Origin of the sequence: Streptomyces sp. QH1-20 (assembly GCF_041283565.1) — a bacterium.
Classification (GTDB): Bacteria; Actinomycetota; Actinomycetes; order Streptomycetales; family Streptomycetaceae; genus Streptomyces; species Streptomyces syringius.
Genome location: NZ_CP166299.1, coordinates 5,667,715 through 5,684,726 on the forward strand (window position 1 = coordinate 5,667,715; position 17,012 = coordinate 5,684,726).

At 72.2% G+C, this 17,012-nt stretch carries 19 protein-coding genes; 14 read left to right on the forward strand and 5 right to left on the reverse strand.

Annotated elements, in window-relative coordinates:
• Window positions 1-112: 112 nt before the first annotated feature.
• Window positions 113-337 carry a hypothetical protein gene (locus tag AB8O64_RS25830; RefSeq protein WP_370421664.1) on the reverse strand — a complete coding sequence of 75 codons (225 nt, stop codon included), beginning with the start codon at window positions 335-337 and terminating at the stop codon, window positions 113-115.
• 9 nt (window positions 338-346) lie between these two features.
• The gene (gene cofC, locus AB8O64_RS25835; protein ID WP_370423968.1) at window positions 347-1,003 is read right to left on the reverse strand and encodes a 2-phospho-L-lactate guanylyltransferase; all 657 of its coding nucleotides are present in this window, start codon (window positions 1,001-1,003) and stop codon (window positions 347-349) included.
• Between the two features lie 173 nt (window positions 1,004-1,176).
• On the opposite strand from cofC, the gene AB8O64_RS25840 reads away from it, so the two are divergent.
• The 3 genes from AB8O64_RS25840 to AB8O64_RS25850 are packed head-to-tail and all read left to right on the forward strand — an operon-like array spanning window position 1,177 to window position 4,134.
• Window positions 1,177-1,935, forward strand: coding sequence for a 1-acyl-sn-glycerol-3-phosphate acyltransferase (locus AB8O64_RS25840; RefSeq protein WP_209517003.1), 759 nt, complete (start codon window positions 1,177-1,179; stop codon window positions 1,933-1,935).
• Entirely contained in the window at window positions 1,932-2,933 is a 1,002-nt protein-coding gene (locus AB8O64_RS25845) for an NAD(P)H-dependent glycerol-3-phosphate dehydrogenase (RefSeq protein ID WP_356457200.1), read from the forward strand. Before AB8O64_RS25840 ends, AB8O64_RS25845 begins: the two co-directional genes overlap by 4 nt.
• Window positions 2,934-2,979: 46 nt before the next feature.
• Complete coding sequence (locus AB8O64_RS25850) at window positions 2,980-4,134, forward strand: D-alanine--D-alanine ligase family protein (protein WP_370421665.1); 1,155 nt, start codon at window positions 2,980-2,982, stop codon at window positions 4,132-4,134.
• Window positions 4,135-4,186: 52 nt separating this feature from the next.
• Here AB8O64_RS25850 and AB8O64_RS25855 read toward each other — a convergent pair whose 3' ends face one another.
• Both AB8O64_RS25855 and AB8O64_RS25860 read right to left on the reverse strand, forming a co-directional pair.
• A complete protein-coding gene (locus tag AB8O64_RS25855; RefSeq protein WP_361929954.1) occupies window positions 4,187-4,690 on the reverse strand; it encodes a DUF3515 domain-containing protein in 504 nt (167 codons plus the stop codon).
• A gap of 20 nt (window positions 4,691-4,710) precedes the next feature.
• Window positions 4,711-4,944 carry an Lrp/AsnC family transcriptional regulator gene (locus AB8O64_RS25860; RefSeq protein WP_130880113.1) on the reverse strand — a complete coding sequence of 78 codons (234 nt, stop codon included), beginning with the start codon at window positions 4,942-4,944 and terminating at the stop codon, window positions 4,711-4,713.
• Window positions 4,945-5,090: 146 nt separating this feature from the next.
• On the opposite strand from AB8O64_RS25860, the gene AB8O64_RS25865 reads away from it, so the two are divergent.
• A complete protein-coding gene (locus AB8O64_RS25865; RefSeq protein WP_130880114.1) occupies window positions 5,091-6,062 on the forward strand; it encodes a thiamine-phosphate kinase in 972 nt (323 codons plus the stop codon).
• Window positions 6,063-6,089: 27 nt separating this feature from the next.
• Window positions 6,090-6,890 carry a bifunctional hydroxymethylpyrimidine kinase/phosphomethylpyrimidine kinase gene (thiD, locus tag AB8O64_RS25870; RefSeq protein ID WP_370421666.1) on the forward strand — a complete coding sequence of 267 codons (801 nt, stop codon included), beginning with the start codon at window positions 6,090-6,092 and terminating at the stop codon, window positions 6,888-6,890.
• A gap of 180 nt (window positions 6,891-7,070) precedes the next feature.
• On the opposite strand, the gene rpmB is transcribed toward thiD, so the two are convergent.
• Window positions 7,071-7,256, reverse strand: coding sequence for a 50S ribosomal protein L28 (gene rpmB, locus AB8O64_RS25875; RefSeq protein ID WP_078645170.1), 186 nt, complete (start codon window positions 7,254-7,256; stop codon window positions 7,071-7,073).
• Window positions 7,257-7,580: 324 nt separating this feature from the next.
• On the opposite strand from rpmB, the gene AB8O64_RS25880 reads away from it, so the two are divergent.
• The 9 genes from AB8O64_RS25880 (at window position 7,581) to mutM (ending at window position 17,004) form a co-directional block, all read left to right on the forward strand.
• Window positions 7,581-9,242 carry a DAK2 domain-containing protein gene (locus tag AB8O64_RS25880; protein ID WP_370421667.1) on the forward strand — a complete coding sequence of 554 codons (1,662 nt, stop codon included), beginning with the start codon at window positions 7,581-7,583 and terminating at the stop codon, window positions 9,240-9,242.
• A gap of 150 nt (window positions 9,243-9,392) precedes the next feature.
• A complete protein-coding gene (gene recG / locus AB8O64_RS25885) occupies window positions 9,393-11,555 on the forward strand; it encodes an ATP-dependent DNA helicase RecG (RefSeq protein ID WP_370423969.1) in 2,163 nt (720 codons plus the stop codon).
• Between the two features lie 186 nt (window positions 11,556-11,741).
• Window positions 11,742-12,341 (forward strand): 16S rRNA (guanine(966)-N(2))-methyltransferase RsmD, encoded by a 600-nt coding sequence (gene rsmD / locus AB8O64_RS25890; protein WP_370421668.1) that lies wholly within the window; start codon window positions 11,742-11,744, stop codon window positions 12,339-12,341.
• Between the two features lie 26 nt (window positions 12,342-12,367).
• Window positions 12,368-12,847 (forward strand): pantetheine-phosphate adenylyltransferase, encoded by a 480-nt coding sequence (gene coaD / locus AB8O64_RS25895; RefSeq protein ID WP_362219028.1) that lies wholly within the window; start codon window positions 12,368-12,370, stop codon window positions 12,845-12,847.
• A 111-nt stretch (window positions 12,848-12,958) separates the two neighbouring features.
• Window positions 12,959-14,065 carry a cell division initiation protein gene (locus tag AB8O64_RS25900; protein WP_370423970.1) on the forward strand — a complete coding sequence of 369 codons (1,107 nt, stop codon included), beginning with the start codon at window positions 12,959-12,961 and terminating at the stop codon, window positions 14,063-14,065.
• Window positions 14,066-14,338: 273 nt separating this feature from the next.
• Window positions 14,339-14,932 carry a DUF177 domain-containing protein gene (locus AB8O64_RS25905; protein ID WP_356457212.1) on the forward strand — a complete coding sequence of 198 codons (594 nt, stop codon included), beginning with the start codon at window positions 14,339-14,341 and terminating at the stop codon, window positions 14,930-14,932.
• A gap of 2 nt (window positions 14,933-14,934) precedes the next feature.
• Window positions 14,935-15,108, forward strand: coding sequence for a 50S ribosomal protein L32 (rpmF, locus tag AB8O64_RS25910; protein ID WP_030087884.1), 174 nt, complete (start codon window positions 14,935-14,937; stop codon window positions 15,106-15,108).
• Between the two features lie 19 nt (window positions 15,109-15,127).
• The gene (gene rnc, locus AB8O64_RS25915; protein WP_130880120.1) at window positions 15,128-15,973 is read left to right on the forward strand and encodes a ribonuclease III; all 846 of its coding nucleotides are present in this window, start codon (window positions 15,128-15,130) and stop codon (window positions 15,971-15,973) included.
• A gap of 131 nt (window positions 15,974-16,104) precedes the next feature.
• The gene (gene mutM / locus AB8O64_RS25920; protein WP_370421669.1) at window positions 16,105-17,004 is read left to right on the forward strand and encodes a bifunctional DNA-formamidopyrimidine glycosylase/DNA-(apurinic or apyrimidinic site) lyase; all 900 of its coding nucleotides are present in this window, start codon (window positions 16,105-16,107) and stop codon (window positions 17,002-17,004) included.
• The last annotated feature ends 8 nt before the right edge of the window (window positions 17,005-17,012 follow it).

The following is a 17,012-nucleotide window of genomic DNA, read 5'->3' on the forward strand; positions in this document are numbered from 1 at the left end:
CTCCCCTCGGGGAGCCCGGCCCGCGGTGCGTCCACAGCCGGGAGACGTTGAGGAAAAGCCCCACGGCCCCTGTACGGGAGTCGCCGGGGGGCCGCCCAGGGAACTGTTGAAGCTAGAAGGTCTGCAGCGTTACCAACGTCACGCGTCGGCCCGCGTCGCCGCCCTCGGCGCCTTCCGGGGCCGGTCCGAGCTCGATCCGTACGCGCTGCCCGGGCCGCAGCAGCCGCAGGCCGCCCGCGTCGAACGCCGCCGCGTCGAAGGGCACCGGGGTGCCGTCGTCCAGGAGCACGCTCCCGGCGCGGGTCTGAGGGTCGTAGGTGTACGCGGTGGCCTGCATGGGGCCAGCCTAGTCGAGGCCCACCGCCGGGCCGGTGGCCGTCGCACGGCCCGCCGCGGCCGCCGTGTGCGGGCCCACGCCCAATGCCAGAGCCGTCCGCAAATCGTGCTCCGTATCCACGTCCTGGCGTACGGAATCCACCCCGGTCAGCTCGATCTCGCGGGCACCCGAAGCGCGGTGACGGGCACGCGACCGGCCCTCGAACGCCGGCGCCAATTCATTTCCCGCGGTCGCCGACAGCAGTGTCGTACCGATTCCCGCGGCATCCGCGAGAAATGCGCGCGGGAATTCGGCGGCCGAATCGAGCACCCGCCCGAGTTCCGCCGGGCGCAGCGCCGGCAGATCCGCGTTGAGCGTCGCCACCGCGGTATGCGGCCACCGCTGCCGGGCGGTGTGCGCCCCGTGCGCGAGGGCGCTGTTCAGGCCACCGCCCGCCGTCGGCTCGGGCAGCACCCAGGCGCCGAGCGCGGACAGCTCCGCCCCCGCCCGGCGATCGTCCGTGACGACCACCACATCCCGCACGGCCCGGCAGGTCAGCGCGGCGCCCACGGTGTCCAGGGCGAACGCCAGCGCGAGGGCGGGCCGGGGCAGCCGCCCGGTGCCGCCCGCGAGGCGGCTCTTGGCCAGGGCCAGCGGCTTCACGGGCACCACCAGCGTCCAGACCACGTCCGCTCCCTCCCGTCGCATGGCTCTTATTGTCACCTGCTGCCGCAGCCCGCCGGGGACCGCCGGGGTTACGGTGTTCTCGACAGACCGGGTACCTGGGGCCACACTTGTCCGGCCCCCGGGTTCGGACGGCTCCCGAGCCCGGCTTCAGGTTCCAAGAGAAGGGTGTCCGAGTGTCCCGCCACAGAATCGGCTTCTGGTACCGCTTTACGGCGGTGTTGGCAAAACCGCCGCTCGTGGTTCTGTTCAAGCGGGACTGGAGGGGAATGGAGCACATTCCGGCTGACGGCGGATTCATCACCGCGGTCAACCACAACTCCTATCTCGACCCGCTCTCGTACGCCCACTTCCAGTACAACACCGGGCGCGTCCCCCGCTTCCTGGCCAAGGCCGCCCTGTTCAGGACCACCTTCGTCGGAACGTTGCTGCACGGCACCGGGCAGATCCCGGTCTACCGCGAGACCACCGACGCCGCCACCGCCTTCCGGGCCGCCGTCGACGCCATCAACAAGGGCGAGTGCGTGGCCTTCTACCCCGAGGGCACCCTCACCCGCGACCCCGACATGTGGCCCATGGAGGGCAAGACCGGGGCCGCCCGTGTCGCCCTGCTCACCAAGGCGCCGGTCATCCCGGTCGCCCAGTGGGGCGCCAACGAGGCCATGCCGCCGTACGCCAAGGAGAAGAAGCTGCGGCTCTTCCCCCGCAAGACGCTCAGGGTCGCGGCGGGACCGCCCGTCGACCTCTCCGCGTACTACGGCAAGGAGCCGACCGCCGAGGTGCTGCGCGAGGCCACCGAGAAGATCATGGCCGCGATCACCGAACTCCTCGCCGAACTCCGCGGCGAGCCGGCGCCCGCCGAGCCGTACAACCACAAGCGGGCCCGCGCCGCGGCCCGCCGGACACCACAGCAGACACAAGGGGACAGCAAGTGACGCGCTGCGCCGTCTACGGCACCGGCTCCTGGGGCACGGCCTTCGCGATGGTCCTCGCCGACGCCGGCTGCGAGGTCACCATGTGGGGCCGACGCGCCGCCACCGTGGACGCCATCAACACCGGCCGCACCAACCCGGACTACCTCCCGGGCATCGAGCTGCCCGCCACGGTCCGGGCTACCACCGACCCCGCCGAGGCGGCCGACGGCGCACAGTTCACCGTGCTGGCCGTGCCGTCCCAGACGCTGCGCGGAAATCTCGCCGAGTGGGCGCCCCTGCTGCCCGCCGACACCGTGCTCGTCTCCCTGATGAAGGGTGTCGAACTGGGCACGGCCAAGCGGATGAGCGAGGTCATCGAGGAGGTCGCCAAGGTCTCCGCAGATCAGGTCGCGGTCCTCACCGGCCCCAACCTCGCCCGCGAGATCGCCGCCCGGCAGCCCGCCGCGGCCGTCGTCGCCTGCCGTGACGAGTCCGTGGCCAAGCGGCTCCAGGCCGCCTGCCACACCCCGTACTTCCGCCCGTACACCAACACCGACGTGGTCGGCTGCGAGCTCGGCGGCGCCGTGAAGAACGTCATCGCCCTCGCCGTGGGCATCGCCGACGGCATGGGTCTGGGCGACAACGCCAAGGCGTCGCTCATCACCCGCGGGCTGGCCGAGACGACCCGGCTGGGCCTCGCGATGGGGGCCGACGCGCACACCTTCGCCGGACTGGCCGGCATGGGCGACCTCGTCGCCACCTGCTCCTCGCCGCTCTCGCGCAACCACACCTTCGGCACCAACCTCGGCCGCGGCATGACCCTCGCCGAGACCATCGCGGTCACCAAGCAGACCGCCGAAGGCGTCAAGTCCTGTGAATCCGTGCTGGATCTGGCCCGGCGCCACGATGTCGACATGCCGATCACCGAGACGGTCGTGGACATCGTGCACGAGGGCAAGCCGCCGCTGGTGGCCCTCAAGGAGCTCATGTCGCGCAGCGCCAAGCCCGAGCGACACTGAAGCGCGGGATTGCACCCGGCGGACCACGAGGTACTCTCGACGCGATATGAGCAGCGAGACCACCTCCCACAGCCCTGACCGGAGCCGGAAGCCGCGAGTCGCGGTCGTGTTCGGCGGTCGCAGTTCCGAGCACGCGATCTCCGTCGTCACCGCCGGCGCGGTGCTGCGCGCGATCGACCGCACGAAGTACGACGTGCTGCCGATCGGCATTACCACCGACGGCCGTTGGGCGCTCACCGCCGACGACCCCGAGCGGATGGCCATCACCGACCGCTCGCTGCCGAGCGTCGAGGGGCTGGCGCAGTCCCTCGACGGCACCGTCGTGCTGCCGGTCGACCCCGCCGACCGTGAGGTCGTCTACACCGAGCCGGGCGCCATGCCGAAGGCGCTGGGCGAGATCGACGTCGTCTTCCCCGTGCTGCACGGCCCCTACGGCGAGGACGGCACCCTGCAGGGCATGCTGGAGCTGGCCGGGATCCCCTACGTCGGAGCGGGCGTGCTCGCCTCGGCCGTGGGCCAGGACAAGGAGTACATGAAGCGCGTCTTCACCTCCTTCGGACTGCCCGTCGGCCCGTACGAGGTCGTGCGGCCCCGTGAGTGGCAGGCCGACCCGGCCGCCGCCCGGAAGAAGATCGTGGACTTCGCCGGGGAGCACGGCTGGCCCGTCTTCATCAAGCCCGCCCGCGCCGGCTCCTCCATGGGCATCACCAAGGTCGACGACGTGACCGGCCTGGACGAGGCGATCGCCGAGGCACAGCGCCACGACCCGAAGATCATCGTCGAGTCGCTGCTGAGCGGTCGCGAGATCGAGTGCGGCGTGCTGGAATTCGAGGACGGGCCGCGTGCGAGCCTGCCCGCCGAGATCCCCCCGGTCACGGCCCACGACTTCTACGACTTCGAGGCGAAGTACATCGACTCCGCCGCCGGTATCGTGCCCGCGCCGCTGAGCGAGGAGCAGACCGCCCGGATCCAGGAGCTGGCCGTCCAGGCCTTCGAGGCCACCTCCTGCGAGGGCCTGGTCCGCGCGGACTTCTTCCTCACCGAGGACGGCGAGTTCGTGATCAACGAGATCAACACCATGCCGGGCTTCACGCCCATCTCCATGTACCCGCGGATGTGGCAGGAGAGCGGCGTCGGCTACCAGGAACTGGTGGACCGGCTCGTCCAGGCGGCGCTGCGCCGCTCGACCGGCCTGCGCTGACGGCAAGCGAAGCGGGCCGGTCGTGGCACGACCGGCCCGCCCGTCCCGCTTCTCAGACGACGCCCTCGGGAATCGTCTTCTTGACGGCGTCGGCGAAATCGGTGAGCGCACTGATGTCGCCGGCGTCACCGACGTATTTCTTCGGCAGGGTGACCTCCACCCACGCCGCCCGCAGCGTTGTCGTGCAGCGGACACTGCCGTCCGGCTGTCGCTCCGGCAGCCACCCCACGCCGTCGATCTCCACCGAGTCGGCGGCGGGGTTGTAGTGTTCGGTGCCGGGCGTAAGGATCTTGGGGCGGCCCACCCCGCACCGCAGCGCGATCGCGGGCGCGCCCCACGCGGCCGTGAAGTCCGAGACGGGATCGGCGGTACGCCGCTTGTGCCCGTCCACGGCCTCGGGCAGTTCCTTGTGCAGTGCCCGGCAGAGCTTGGCCTCCCGCGCCGACGGCGTGGGAACCACCAAGCCCGCCGCGTCGTCCGTGGATGAGCAGCCAACGGCCGCGCACAGCACGGCGACAGCGGACAGGCCGAGGGGCCGGCGGAGCAAAGACTTCACCGGCCGAGCATACGGGGGAGCTACAGATGGACGACCGGGCAGGTCAGTGTGCGGGTGATGCCGTCCACCTGCTGCACCTTCGCGACCACCATCCGGCCGAGTTCGTCCACGGTGTCGGCCTGGGCGCGCACGATGACGTCGTAGGGTCCGGTCACGTCCTCGGCCTGGATCACCCCCGGGATCTTCGCGATGACTTCGGCCACGGTCGACGCTTTGCCGACCTCGGTCTGGATCAGGATGTACGCCTGTACCACGGAACCTCCAGGGCGGCTTCGAGGATCATGTGGGGAGAAGAGACGCCACGGTACCGCGTCGTCGCACGGTGCGGGGAGACCCGCGCGGTCTGCGCGGCGCGGGACACGTCACGAACAGGGCAACCGACACTCCGAGGAGGAGCTCAGTGAAAGGCACCGTGGGCGAGTTGGGGGAGTTCGGGCTCATCAGAGAGCTTACTTCCCGGCTCACCACCACCCCGGCGGTCCGACTCGGGCCGGGTGACGACGCCGCGGTGGTCGCAGCCCCCGACCGGAGGGTCGTGGCCAGCACGGACGTACTCCTGGAGGGGCGGCACTTCCGCCGCGACTGGTCCACCGCCTACGACGTCGGGCGCAAGGCCGCGGCGCAGAACCTCGCCGACATCGCCGCCATGGGCGCGGTGCCCACCGCGATCCTGCTCGGCCTCGTGGTGCCCGCCGAACTTCCCGTCACCTGGCCGACCGAGCTGATGGACGGCATCCGCGACGAGTGCCAGGTCGCGGGCGCGGCCGTGGTCGGCGGGGACGTGGTGCGCGGTGAGACGATCACCGTCGCCATCACGGCGCTGGGCGATCTGCGCAACCACGAGCCGGTCACCCGCTCCGGGGCCCAGGCGGGCGACGTCGTCGCCGTCACGGGCTGGCTGGGCTGGTCCGCGGCCGGGCACGCGGTGCTCTCCCGCGGCTTCCGCTCCCCGCGGGCCTTCGTCGAGGCCCACCGGCGGCCCGAGCCGCCGTACCACGCGGGCCCCGCGGCGGCCTCCCTCGGCGCCACCGCGATGACCGACATCAGCGACGGTCTCATCGCCGACCTCGGGCACATCGCCGAGGCCAGCAAGGTCCGCATCGATCTGCGCACGGCCGCGATCGACGTACCGACGCAGATGTCCGACATCGGGCAGGCCGTCGGCGTCGACCCGCTGCAGTGGGTGCTGACCGGGGGAGAGGACCACGCCATCGTGGCGACCTTCCCGCCGGACGTGAAGCTCCCCGCCCGCTGGAAGGTCATCGGTGAGGTGGTCAACCCGTCCGCCCTGCCGCAGGTGACCGTCGACGGCGCCCCCTGGGACAAGGCGGGCGGCTGGGACCACTTCGGCGACATGGAGCCCGAGGAGTAGCGGGGAGGGGCCTGTAGATTCGGCCCCATGGGCATACCTCCACGCGTCCTGACCGTCGCCGGATCCGACTCCGGCGGCGGTGCGGGCATCCAGGCCGACCTGAAGACGATGCTCGCGCTCGGCGTGCACGGCATGAGCGTGCTCACCGCCGTCACCGCCCAGAACTCCCGGGGCGTCCAGGGGGCGTGGGAGCTGCCGGCCGAGGCCGTACGGGCCCAGTTCCGCAGTGTGGTCGACGACATCGGCGTCCAGGCCGTCAAGACCGGCATGCTCGCCTCGGCGGAGTTGGTGGAGACCGTCGCGGGGCTGCTCGGCGAGGTCGGCGCCCCGGTGGTCGTCGACCCGGTGGGCGTCTCCAAGCACGGCGACGCGCTGCTCGCCGCCTCCGCGCTCGACGCGGTCCGCACGAAACTGCTGCCGGCCGCCACGGTCGCCACCCCCAATCTGGACGAGGTCGCCTGGCTCACCGGCGTACGCGTGCGGGCGGAGAGCGACCTGCGGCGGGCGGCGGACGCGGTGCTCTCCCACGGCCCCCGCTGGGCGCTGATCAAGGGCGGTCATCTGGCGGGCGACGCCGTCGACCTGCTGACCGATGGCACCGAGGAGCACTGGCTGCGGGCCGTGCGCCACGACAACCGCCACACGCACGGCACCGGCTGCACCCTGGCGAGCGCCATCGCGGCGCGACTGGCACGGGGACGCTCGGTGCCGGAGGCGGTGGCCGACGCCAAGGACTACGTCACCGGCGCCATCGCGGCCGGCTTCCCGCTCGGCGGCGGGATCGGACCGGTGGACCACGGATGGCGGTTCCGGGACCACCAGGACTGAACGGCCGCGAGCGGGGCGGCCCCTGCGGGGGCCTTCCGGGCGGGAAAAGTCCCCGGACATGCGAAAAACCGGCCCATCGTGAGATGGACCGGTATTTCAGGCAACCGGAGGGGGCTGCGCCACGACGTAAACGTCATTGCGAGACCGGCTCACCCCCGCTTGCGCGGGGAGGACCACTCGCTAGCGCGAGACCTTGCCGGCCTTGATGCACGAGGTGCAGACGTTGAGCCGCTTCGGCGTGCTCCCGACCACTGCACGCACCCGCTGGATGTTGGGGTTCCAACGGCGGGGGGTACGGCGGTGCGAGTGCGAAATAGCGTTGCCGAAGCCCGGCCCCTTGCCGCAGACGTCGCAGTTGGCAGCCACGGGTCACTCCAAAGACTTCAGATGCTCTTACGGTGAAATCCCGGCAAGCCGAGATCGAAGTCTTGAGGAAGTCGATGACCGGCAGTGCCAGGAAGGGATGGCCTGATTCTCATCAGGCAACCGGAGCAGCATACAACGGCCGCTCCTGTTCAACGAAACTACCACGAACGGTCCCGCACCCGCCCGGCCGCCCCGGGCCGTCGGCCGCGACCCGCGGCGACCCCACAGGCCCCCGGCCGGGGCTGGTCAGGGTCCCATCGGGCCACCCCACGGACTAACCTGCCCAGCATTGCCACAGCCCCCAGGAGTCCGAGGAGGACACAGGTGTCGCACACCCTGGACGCCGACGCGGTACGTGCCTGGTGCGCCCTGGCACTCGACGCGCTCGGCCGGGCCCGCGAGGAGATCGACGCGATCAACGTCTATCCGGTCGCGGACGGCGACACCGGCACCAACCTCTACCTGACCGTCGAATCCGCCGCCCGGGCCGTCGACGACGTCTTCCACGGCCACGCCACCACGGACCCCGTATCGCCCCCCGCCTTCCCCGACACCGTCCGGGCCATGGCGCACGGCGCGCTGATAGGAGCGCGCGGCAATTCCGGGACGATCCTCGCGCAGCTGCTGCGCGGCATGGCGGAGGTCCTCACGGCCGACCCCGGGACGTTCCCCCGCGCCGACGACGCCGAGCGGCTGCGACGGGCCCTGCGGCGCGCGGTGGAGTCCGCGTACGAGGGCGTGGCCCGGCCCGTGGAGGGCACCGTGCTGACCGTCGCGGCAGCCGCCGCCGACGGGGCGGCGAACGCCCCGGGCGACGCCGCCGCCGTGGCCCGCGCCGCGTACGAGTCGGCCCGCACCGCCCTCGCGGCCACCCCCGGCCAGCTGGAGGTCCTCGGCCGCGCCGGGGTCGTGGACGCGGGCGGGCTCGGCCTGGTCGAGGTGCTGGGCGCGCTGACCCGGGCGCTTGCGGGGGAGACGGCCCAGCAGCCGTCCCACGACGCCGCCGCCCCCGAAACGCAGGCCACGCGCGCGTGGCGGACCGAGAGCTGCGCCGCCGACCCCGGAGGCGGCGGCGAACCCTCCTACGAGGTGATCTATCTGCTGGAGGCGGACGACACCGCCGTCGCACGGCTGCGCACCCGGCTCGACGCCCTCGGCGAATCGCTCGTCGTCGTCGGCGGCGACGGGCTGTGGAACGTCCATGTGCACGTCGACGACGCCGGGGCCGCCGTGGAGGCCGGCGTCGAGGCCGGCCGGCCCTACCGGATCCGGATCACCCACTTCGGTGCGGCCCAGGAGGAGCGCACCCGCACCCGCGAGCGCTCCCAGCGGGCCGTCGTCGCGGTCGTGCCCGGCGAGGGACTGGCCGGGCTGTGCACCGAGGCCGGGGCGACGGTCGTCGCGACCCGGCCCGGACAGCAGCCCACGGGCGAGGAGCTGGTCGAGGCGATCCGGCGTGCCCACGCGCGCGAGGTGGTCCTGCTGCCCAACGACGCGGAACTGCGGCAGACGGCCGCCGCGGCCGCCGAGCAGGCCCGCGCCGAGGGCGTCCGCGTCGCCCTCATCCCCACCCGCTCACCGGTCCAGGGCATCGCCGCCCTCGCCGTCCACGAACCCGGCCGACGCTTCGACGAGGACGTCGTGGCCATGACCGCGGCCGCCGGCGCCACCCGCTACGCCGAACTGGCCGTCGCCGAGCGACAGTCCTGGACCATGGCCGGCGTCTGCCAGGCCGGGGACGTGCTTGGCCTGATCGACGGCGACGTGGCCGTCATCGGCGCCGAACTGGCCGCCACCGCCGAGACCGTACTCGACCGCATGCTCGCGGCGGGCGGCGAGATGGTCACCCTCGTCCTCGGCGCGGACGTCCCCGACGCCGTCGCCGACCGCCTGGAACGGCACGTACGCGGCGGACACCTGGCCGTGGACACCGTGGTCTACCGGGGCGGACAGCAGTCCGCGCCCCTGATCGTCGGGGTGGAGTGAGCCCGCCCCGACGACCAGGGGCGCGACACCCCGGGCCTCCCGGCTCCTCGGGCGTGCCACCGCGATGTCAGTGCGGTGGTGTCCAATGGTCGCGTGCCCGCGCTCGATGAACCCCTGAAGAAGATCCTCGGCGGCAACACCGCGAAGGTGATGGCCGAGCACCTCGACCTGCACACGGTCGGCGACCTGCTGCACCACTACCCGCGCCGCCACGCCGAGCGCGGCGAGCTGACCCGGCTCGCCGACCTGCCGCTCGACGAGCACGTCACGGTCGTCGCCCAGGTGGCCAAGGCCGCCATGAAGACCTTCAACCACGGCAAGGGCGTCCGCCTGGAGGTCGTGGTCACCGACGGCAGCGGCTCGCTGACCCTGGTCTTCTTCGGCCGCGGCGCCTACGCGCGGGAGAAGGAGCTGCTGCCCGGCCGGCGCGGCATGTTCGCGGGCAAGGTCTCGGTCTTCAACCGCACCCGGCAGCTGCTCCACCCCGACTACGAACTCCTGGACCGCGAGAGCGGCGCGGACGCCGCCGAGTCCTTCGCCGGACGGCTGCTGCCGATCTACCCGGCCTGCAAGCAGTTCCAGTCCTGGAAGCTCACCAAGGCCGTCGACACCCTGCTGGACCTCTTCGAGGCGGACACCTGGCAGGGCATCGTCGACCCGCTGCCCCCCGCGCTGCGCGACGGCCGCGGCCTCGCCCCCCTCGCGGACGCGTTCCGCAAGGTCCACCGGCCGGCCTCGAAGGCCGACATCGAGGACGCCCGGGCCCGGCTGAAGTGGGACGAGGCCTTCGTGCTCCAGGTCGCCCTCGCCCGTCGCCGGCACACCGACGCCCAGCTCCCCGCCGTGGCCCGCAAGCCCGTGGCGGGCGGCCTGCTCGACGCCTTCGACGCGAAGCTGCCCTTCACGCTGACCGACGGACAGCGGACGGTCTCGGCGGAGATCTTCGACGACCTGGCCACCGAACACCCCATGCACCGCCTCCTCCAGGGCGAGGTCGGCTCGGGCAAGACGATGGTCGCCCTGCGCGCCATGCTCGGCGTCGTGGACGCGGGCGGCCAGGCCGCGATGCTCGCCCCCACCGAGGTGCTCGCCCAGCAGCACCACCGGTCGATCACCGAGATGATGGGCGAGCTGGCCGAGGGCGGCATGCTCGGCGGCGCCGAGCAGGGCACCAAGGTCGTGCTGCTCACCGGCTCCATGGGCGCGGCCGCGCGCCGGCACGCGCTGCTCGACCTCGTCACCGGCGAGGCCGGGATCGTCATCGGCACGCACGCATTGATCGAGGACAAGGTCCAGTTCCACGACCTCGGCCTGGTGGTCGTGGACGAGCAGCACCGGTTCGGCGTCGAGCAGCGCGACGCCCTGCGCTCCAAGGGCAAGCAACCCCCGCACCTGCTGGTGATGACCGCGACCCCGATCCCGCGGACCGTCGCCATGACCGTCTTCGGCGACCTGGAGACCTCGGTCCTCGACCAGCTCCCCGCCGGCCGGTCGCCCATCGCCACCCACGTCGTGCCCGCCAAGGACAAGCCGCACTTCCTGGCGCGCACCTGGGAGCGGGTGCGCGAGGAGGTCGAGGGCGGACACCAGGCGTACGTGGTGTGTCCGCGCATCGGCGACACCCTGGGGGACGAGCCGCAGGGAGAGGGCGACAGCCCGAAGAAGAAGGCGGCCGCCGAGGAGCCGGAGGCGGAGAAGCGACCACCGCTCGCGGTCCTCGACATCGCCGAGCAGCTCGCCGGGGGGCCGCTCGGCGGGCTGCGCGTGGAGGTGCTGCACGGGCGGATGCAGCCCGAGGCGAAGGACGACGTCATGCGCCGCTTCGCCGCGGGCGAGGTGGACGTCCTGGTCGCGACGACCGTCATCGAGGTCGGGGTGAACGTCCCCAACTCCACCGTCATGGTGATCATGGACGCGGACCGGTTCGGCGTCTCCCAGCTGCACCAGCTGCGCGGCCGCGTCGGCCGCGGCTCCGCCCCCGGGCTCTGTCTGCTGGTCAGCGAGGCCTCCGAGGCGAGCCCCGCACGGGCCCGGCTGGCCGCCGTCGCCGGCACGCTGGACGGCTTCGAGCTGTCCCGCATCGACCTGGAGCAGCGCCGCGAGGGCGATGTGCTCGGCCAGGCGCAGTCCGGCGTCCGCTCCTCGCTGCGGATGCTCACGGTCATCGACGACGAGGAGGTCATCGCCGCCGCCCGCGAGGAGGCCACCGCGATCGTCACCGCCGACCCCGAGCTGGAGCGACTGCCCGAGCTGCGCACCGCGTTGGACGCCCTGCTGGACAAGGAGCGGGAGCGCTATCTGGACAAGGGCTGACACGGACGGGCCGGACGGCCGCGACCTGGCACGGACCGAGGGGTCCCCGTCCGCCGCGTCCGGGCCACCGGGCAGGGCCGGGGCGCCGCCGACGCCCTAGGCTGAGGGGGCGGACCCGCCGCTCACCGTAACGGTCCGACACCCACCAGCCCCACCACCCCCGACCCGCGAAGGACCGAGAACCCCATGACCCGCGTGATCGCCGGCACCGCCGGCGGACGCCGCCTGGCCGTACCGCCGGGCACTGGCACCCGCCCGACCTCCGACCGGGCGCGCGAGGGCCTGTTCTCCACCTGGGAGTCGCTGCACGGCCCCCTGGAGGGCAGCCGGGTCCTGGACCTCTACGGCGGCTCGGGCGCCGTCGGCCTGGAGGCGCTCTCACGGGGCGCCGAGCACGCCCTGCTCGTCGAGGCCGACGCCCGCGCGGTCCGCACCATCCGGGACAACGTCCGCGCGGTCGGCCTGCCCGGCGCCGAGGTCCGCAGCGGCAAGGCCGAGCAGGTCGTCGCCGGGGCCGCGCCGCAGAGCCCGTACGACGTGGTCTTCCTCGACCCGCCCTACGCCGTCACCGACGCCGAACTGTGCGAGATCCTGCTCACACTGCGTACCCGGGGGTGGCTCGCGGACGACGCGCTGGTCACTGTGGAGAGAAGCACCAGGGGAGGGGAATTCCCCTGGCCGGACGGCTTCGAGGCCCTGAGGGCCCGTCGCTACGGGGAGGGGACGCTTTGGTACGGTCGCGCCGCCTCGACGCGCACCGCCGACCCGGCTCCGTGCACGTCATGAATGGACCGGAGAGCGAGGAACCACCGTTGCGCCGCGCCGTCTGTCCGGGGTCGTTCGACCCCGTCACCAATGGACATCTCGACATCATCGCCCGAGCTTCCAGGCTGTACGACGTCGTGCACGTCGCAGTGATGGTGAACCAGTCGAAGAAGGGCCTGTTCACCGTCGAGGAGCGGATAGAGCTGCTCCGCCAGGTCACCGCCGAATACGGCAATGTGCAGGTGGAGTCCTTCCACGGTCTGCTCGTGGACTTCTGCAAGCAGCGTGAGATCCCTGCCATCGTCAAGGGACTGCGGGCGGTCAGCGACTTCGACTACGAGCTGCAGATGGCCCAGATGAACAACGGGCTCTCGGGCGTGGAGACCCTCTTCGTCCCCACCAACCCCACCTACAGCTTCCTCTCCTCCAGCCTCGTCAAAGAGGTGGCGGCATGGGGCGGCGACGTCTCCCATCTGGTGCCGCCGCTGGTGCTGGAATCCCTCACCGAGCGGCTCGCCCAGCGCTGACACACCGGCCTCACCACCGGCGGACTGTCATCGGGTGTCGAGCGGGGGCCACTGGCCGTACAGTCGTCCCCGTTCGTGCCCATCCGTCAAAAGAGAGTGGCGAGCGCCAAGGTGGACGTGCAGAAGAAGCTCGACGAGATCGTCGCGACCGTCTCCGGCGCCCGGTCCATGCCCATGTCGGCCTCCTGTGTGGTCAACCGGGCCGAGCTGCTCGCCCTGCTCGAAGAGGTGCGGGCCGCCCTGCCCGGCTCCCTCGCCCAGGCGCGGGAGCTGATCGGCGGCCGGGAGCAGCTCGTCGCGGACGCGCGCGAGGAGGCCGAGCGGATCATCGAGTCCGCACGCGCCCATCGCGGCTCGCTGATCTCCGACACCGAGGTCGCCCGGCAGTCCCAGGAGGAGGCCGACCGCATCCTCGCGGAGGCCCGCCGGGAGGCCGACGAGATCCGCGCGGAGGCCGACGACTACGTCGACAGCAAGCTCGCCAACTTCGAGGTCGTCCTCACCAAGACCATCGGTTCCGTCGACCGGGGCCGCGAGAAGCTGCTCGGCCGCGCGGACGACGCCGACTACGGCTCCTCGGGCGGCCTGGCCGAGGACGCCCCCGAGCGCAGCGCCGACCCCCAGACCCAGCGGATGAACGCCGACGCCTACGTGGACGCCAAGCTCGGCGCGGTCGCCGCGGTGCTGGCCAAGACGCTCGAAGCCGTGGGCAAGGGCCGCGAGAAGCTGCTCGGGGCCCGGCCGGCCGACGAGCTGGGCGCCCACATGGCAGCCCAGGACAGCCTTCCCGGCGGCCACCACACCAGCGACGCCGACTTCCTCTCCGAGCTGGCCGCCCCCCAGGGGCCGGCCGCGGCGCCCCCCGCGCCGCCCCAGCAGGACTACTACGCGCCCGTGGGCGGCTACGCCCAGCAGGACCCGTACGAGTACCAGCAGCACTACACCCACCAGGCGGACCCGTACGCGGCGCACGGCGGCTACCAGCAGGACCCGTACGCCTGGGCATCCCACGACGGCGGGCAGGGCCTCGACCAGGGGAGCCAGCCGGGCCAGCCGAGCCAGGGGGGCTACGGCCCGCACGGCGGGTACGTGCCCGCGCAGGCCTCGCCGCAGCCGACGGCGGCGCAGCAGGGCACCGGCTCGCTCGACGAGACGAGCCTCTTCGACACGAGCATGATCGACCTCGACCAGCTCCGGCGCTACGAGCAGGGCCGCTGACGCATGGCCGCGGTGTCCCCCGTAGGGTGAAACCGGACCGGATCCGTCCGCCAGGTCTGACCTGGCCCGGACCGGGTGCCGCCCGTCGGCGGCCCGACCGCTCCCCATAGGTGCGGATTGGGTCTACGGCGGCCCGTCCAGTATCCTGGCTCTTCGGTCGCGTGTACGTTCGCGATCTCGGCTGCCCTCAGCGCATTCAGCGTCGGGCCGCCGTCGCCGCAGTGTAGAAAGCAGGAAGCCCTGAACACCCGCCTCGATCACCGTGCCCCTCTCGTGTTCGACACACGCGAGCTGGGTCGGCGTCCCGGTGCGCTGAAGAGGGTCTCCCGCTCCATTCCGGCCCCCCAGGACCTCGGCATCGAGGTCATCGGGGTCGCCGAGGGCGCGACCGTGGAGCTCGACCTCCGACTGGAGTCGGTCATGGAAGGGGTGCTTGTCACAGGCACCGCCCGTGCACCGCTGACAGGGGAGTGCGTAAGGTGTCTGGAGCCGCTCGAGCGTGAGCTCGAAGTGGACTTCCAGGAGATGTTCTCCTACCCCGACGCCGACGACCGGAGCCGCCCCGCGGACACCGGCGACGACGCCGAGGAAGAGGAGGACATGCTCTTCCTCGAGGGCGACCTGTTCGACCTCGAACCCGTGCTGCGTGACGCGGTGGTGCTCGCACTGCCGCTGCAGCCGGTGTGCCAGGAAGACTGCCCGGGTCTGTGCGCCGAGTGCGGCGCGCGACTGGCGGACGACCTGGACCACCACCACGAGTCCGTCGACATTCGTTGGGCGGCACTGCAGGGCCTCGCCGGGTCCAACCAGGACGGCGAGATGGACAACGCACCCCGCTCCGGCGGGGATGACTCACAGGAGAAGTAGCCGTGGCTGTTCCGAAGCGGAAGATGTCGCGCAGCAACACGCGCCACCGCCGGTCGCAGTGGAAGGCTGCGGTCCCCACCCTGGTGGCATGCGCTAGCTGCCACGAGCCGAAGCTGCAGCACATCGCGTGCCCCAGCTGCGGCACCTACAACAAGCGCCAGGTCCTCGAGGTCTGATCGGCGGGTGACAGGCTTCATGTCAGACGCCATTACGCCGAAGAAGGCGCCGGCGGACACGGCCTCGTCTCACACGCTTCTGGAAGGGCGGCTCGGGTACAGACTCGAGACCGCCCTTCTGGTGCGTGCACTGACCCACCGTTCCTTCGCATACGAGAACGGCGGTCTGCCCACCAACGAGCGGCTGGAATTCCTCGGGGATTCCGTGCTCGGCCTGGTGGTCACGGACACGCTGTACCGCATCCACCCCGATCTGCCCGAAGGCCAGCTGGCCAAGCTGCGGGCCGCGGTGGTCAACTCGCGTGCGCTGGCGGAGGTCGGTCGCGGCCTTGAACTCGGTTCCTTCATCCGGCTCGGCCGCGGTGAAGAGGGCACGGGCGGCCGGGACAAGGCGTCCATCCTCGCCGACACCCTGGAAGCGGTGATCGGTGCGGTCTATCTCGACCAGGGTCTCGAAGCCGCCGCCGAACTGGTGCACCGGCTCTTCGATCCGCTGATCGAGAAGTCCTCGAACCTCGGGGCCGGCCTGGACTGGAAGACCAGCCTCCAGGAGCTGACCGCGACGGAGGGGCTGGGCGTTCCCGAATACCTGGTCTCCGAGACGGGTCCCGACCACGAGAAGACCTTCACGGCTGCTGCCCGCGTCGGTGGTGTCGCGTACGGCACCGGCACCGGCCGCAGCAAGAAGGAAGCGGAGCAGCAGGCGGCGGAATCCGCCTGGCGCGCCATCCACGGAGCGGCGGAGGCTCGCGCCTCGGCCGCCCGGGCGGCGGCGGAGGCCGCGCCCGCCCCGGCGGACGAGACGCCCGCCGACGGTGTGGCGGCCGAACCCGCCACGGACGGCGCGCAGGGCGCTTCGCACTGAAGCGCCGCCCCGCGACGCCACGCACCCCGGCTGCCGGCCGGGCTCGGGTGACCGAGCCCGGCCGGCAGCCGCGGCAGCGGCGCGGGAGCTGACATCCTGGCGAATCCCGGCGAACCCTCCCAAGGAGCACCGTGCCCGAGCTGCCCGAGGTCGAGGTCGTACGGCGCGGGCTGGAGCGCTGGGTCCGTGACCGCACGGTCGCGGACGTGGCCGTGCTGCACCCCCGTGCGATCCGCCGTCACCTCGCCGGACCCGAGGACTTCGCCGCGCAGCTGCGTGGGCGCCGGCTCGGTGCCGCCCGGCGCCGGGGCAAATACCTCTGGCTGCCCCTCGAAGCCGAGACACCTGCCGGGACGCCTGACCGTGCCGCTCCCGACCGGGCCGTCCTCGCCCATCTCGGCATGAGCGGCCAGCTCCTCGTCCAGCCGCACGACGCGCTCGACGAGAAACACCTGCGCATCCGCGTCCGCTTCGCCGATGCGAACGGCACCGAGCTGCGCTTCGTCGATCAGCGCACCTTCGGCGGCCTGTCGCTGCACGACACCGTCCCCGGCGACCCCGACGGGCTTCCCGACGTCATCGCGCACATCGCCCGCGATCCCCTCGACCCCGCCTTCGACGAGGACGCCTTCCACGCGGCGCTGCGCCGCCGCCGTACGACCGTCAAGCGTGCTCTGCTGGACCAGTCGCTGATCAGCGGCGTGGGCAATATCTATGCCGACGAGGCGCTGTGGCGCGCCCGGCTGCACTACGACCGCCCGACCGCGACCCTGACCCGCCCGCGCAGCGCCGAGCTGCTCACCCACATCCGCGACGTCATGCACGCGGCTCTCGCCGTCGGCGGCACCAGCTTCGACAGCCTCTACGTCAATGTGAACGGCGAATCCGGCTACTTCGACCGGTCGTTGGACGCGTACGGACGCGAGGACGAGCCCTGCCGCCGCTGTGGCACGGCCATGCGCCGACGGCCGTGGATGAACCGGTCCAGCTACTTCTGCCCGCGCTGCCAGCGCCCGCCGCGCGTGTCCTAGAGCGGCCC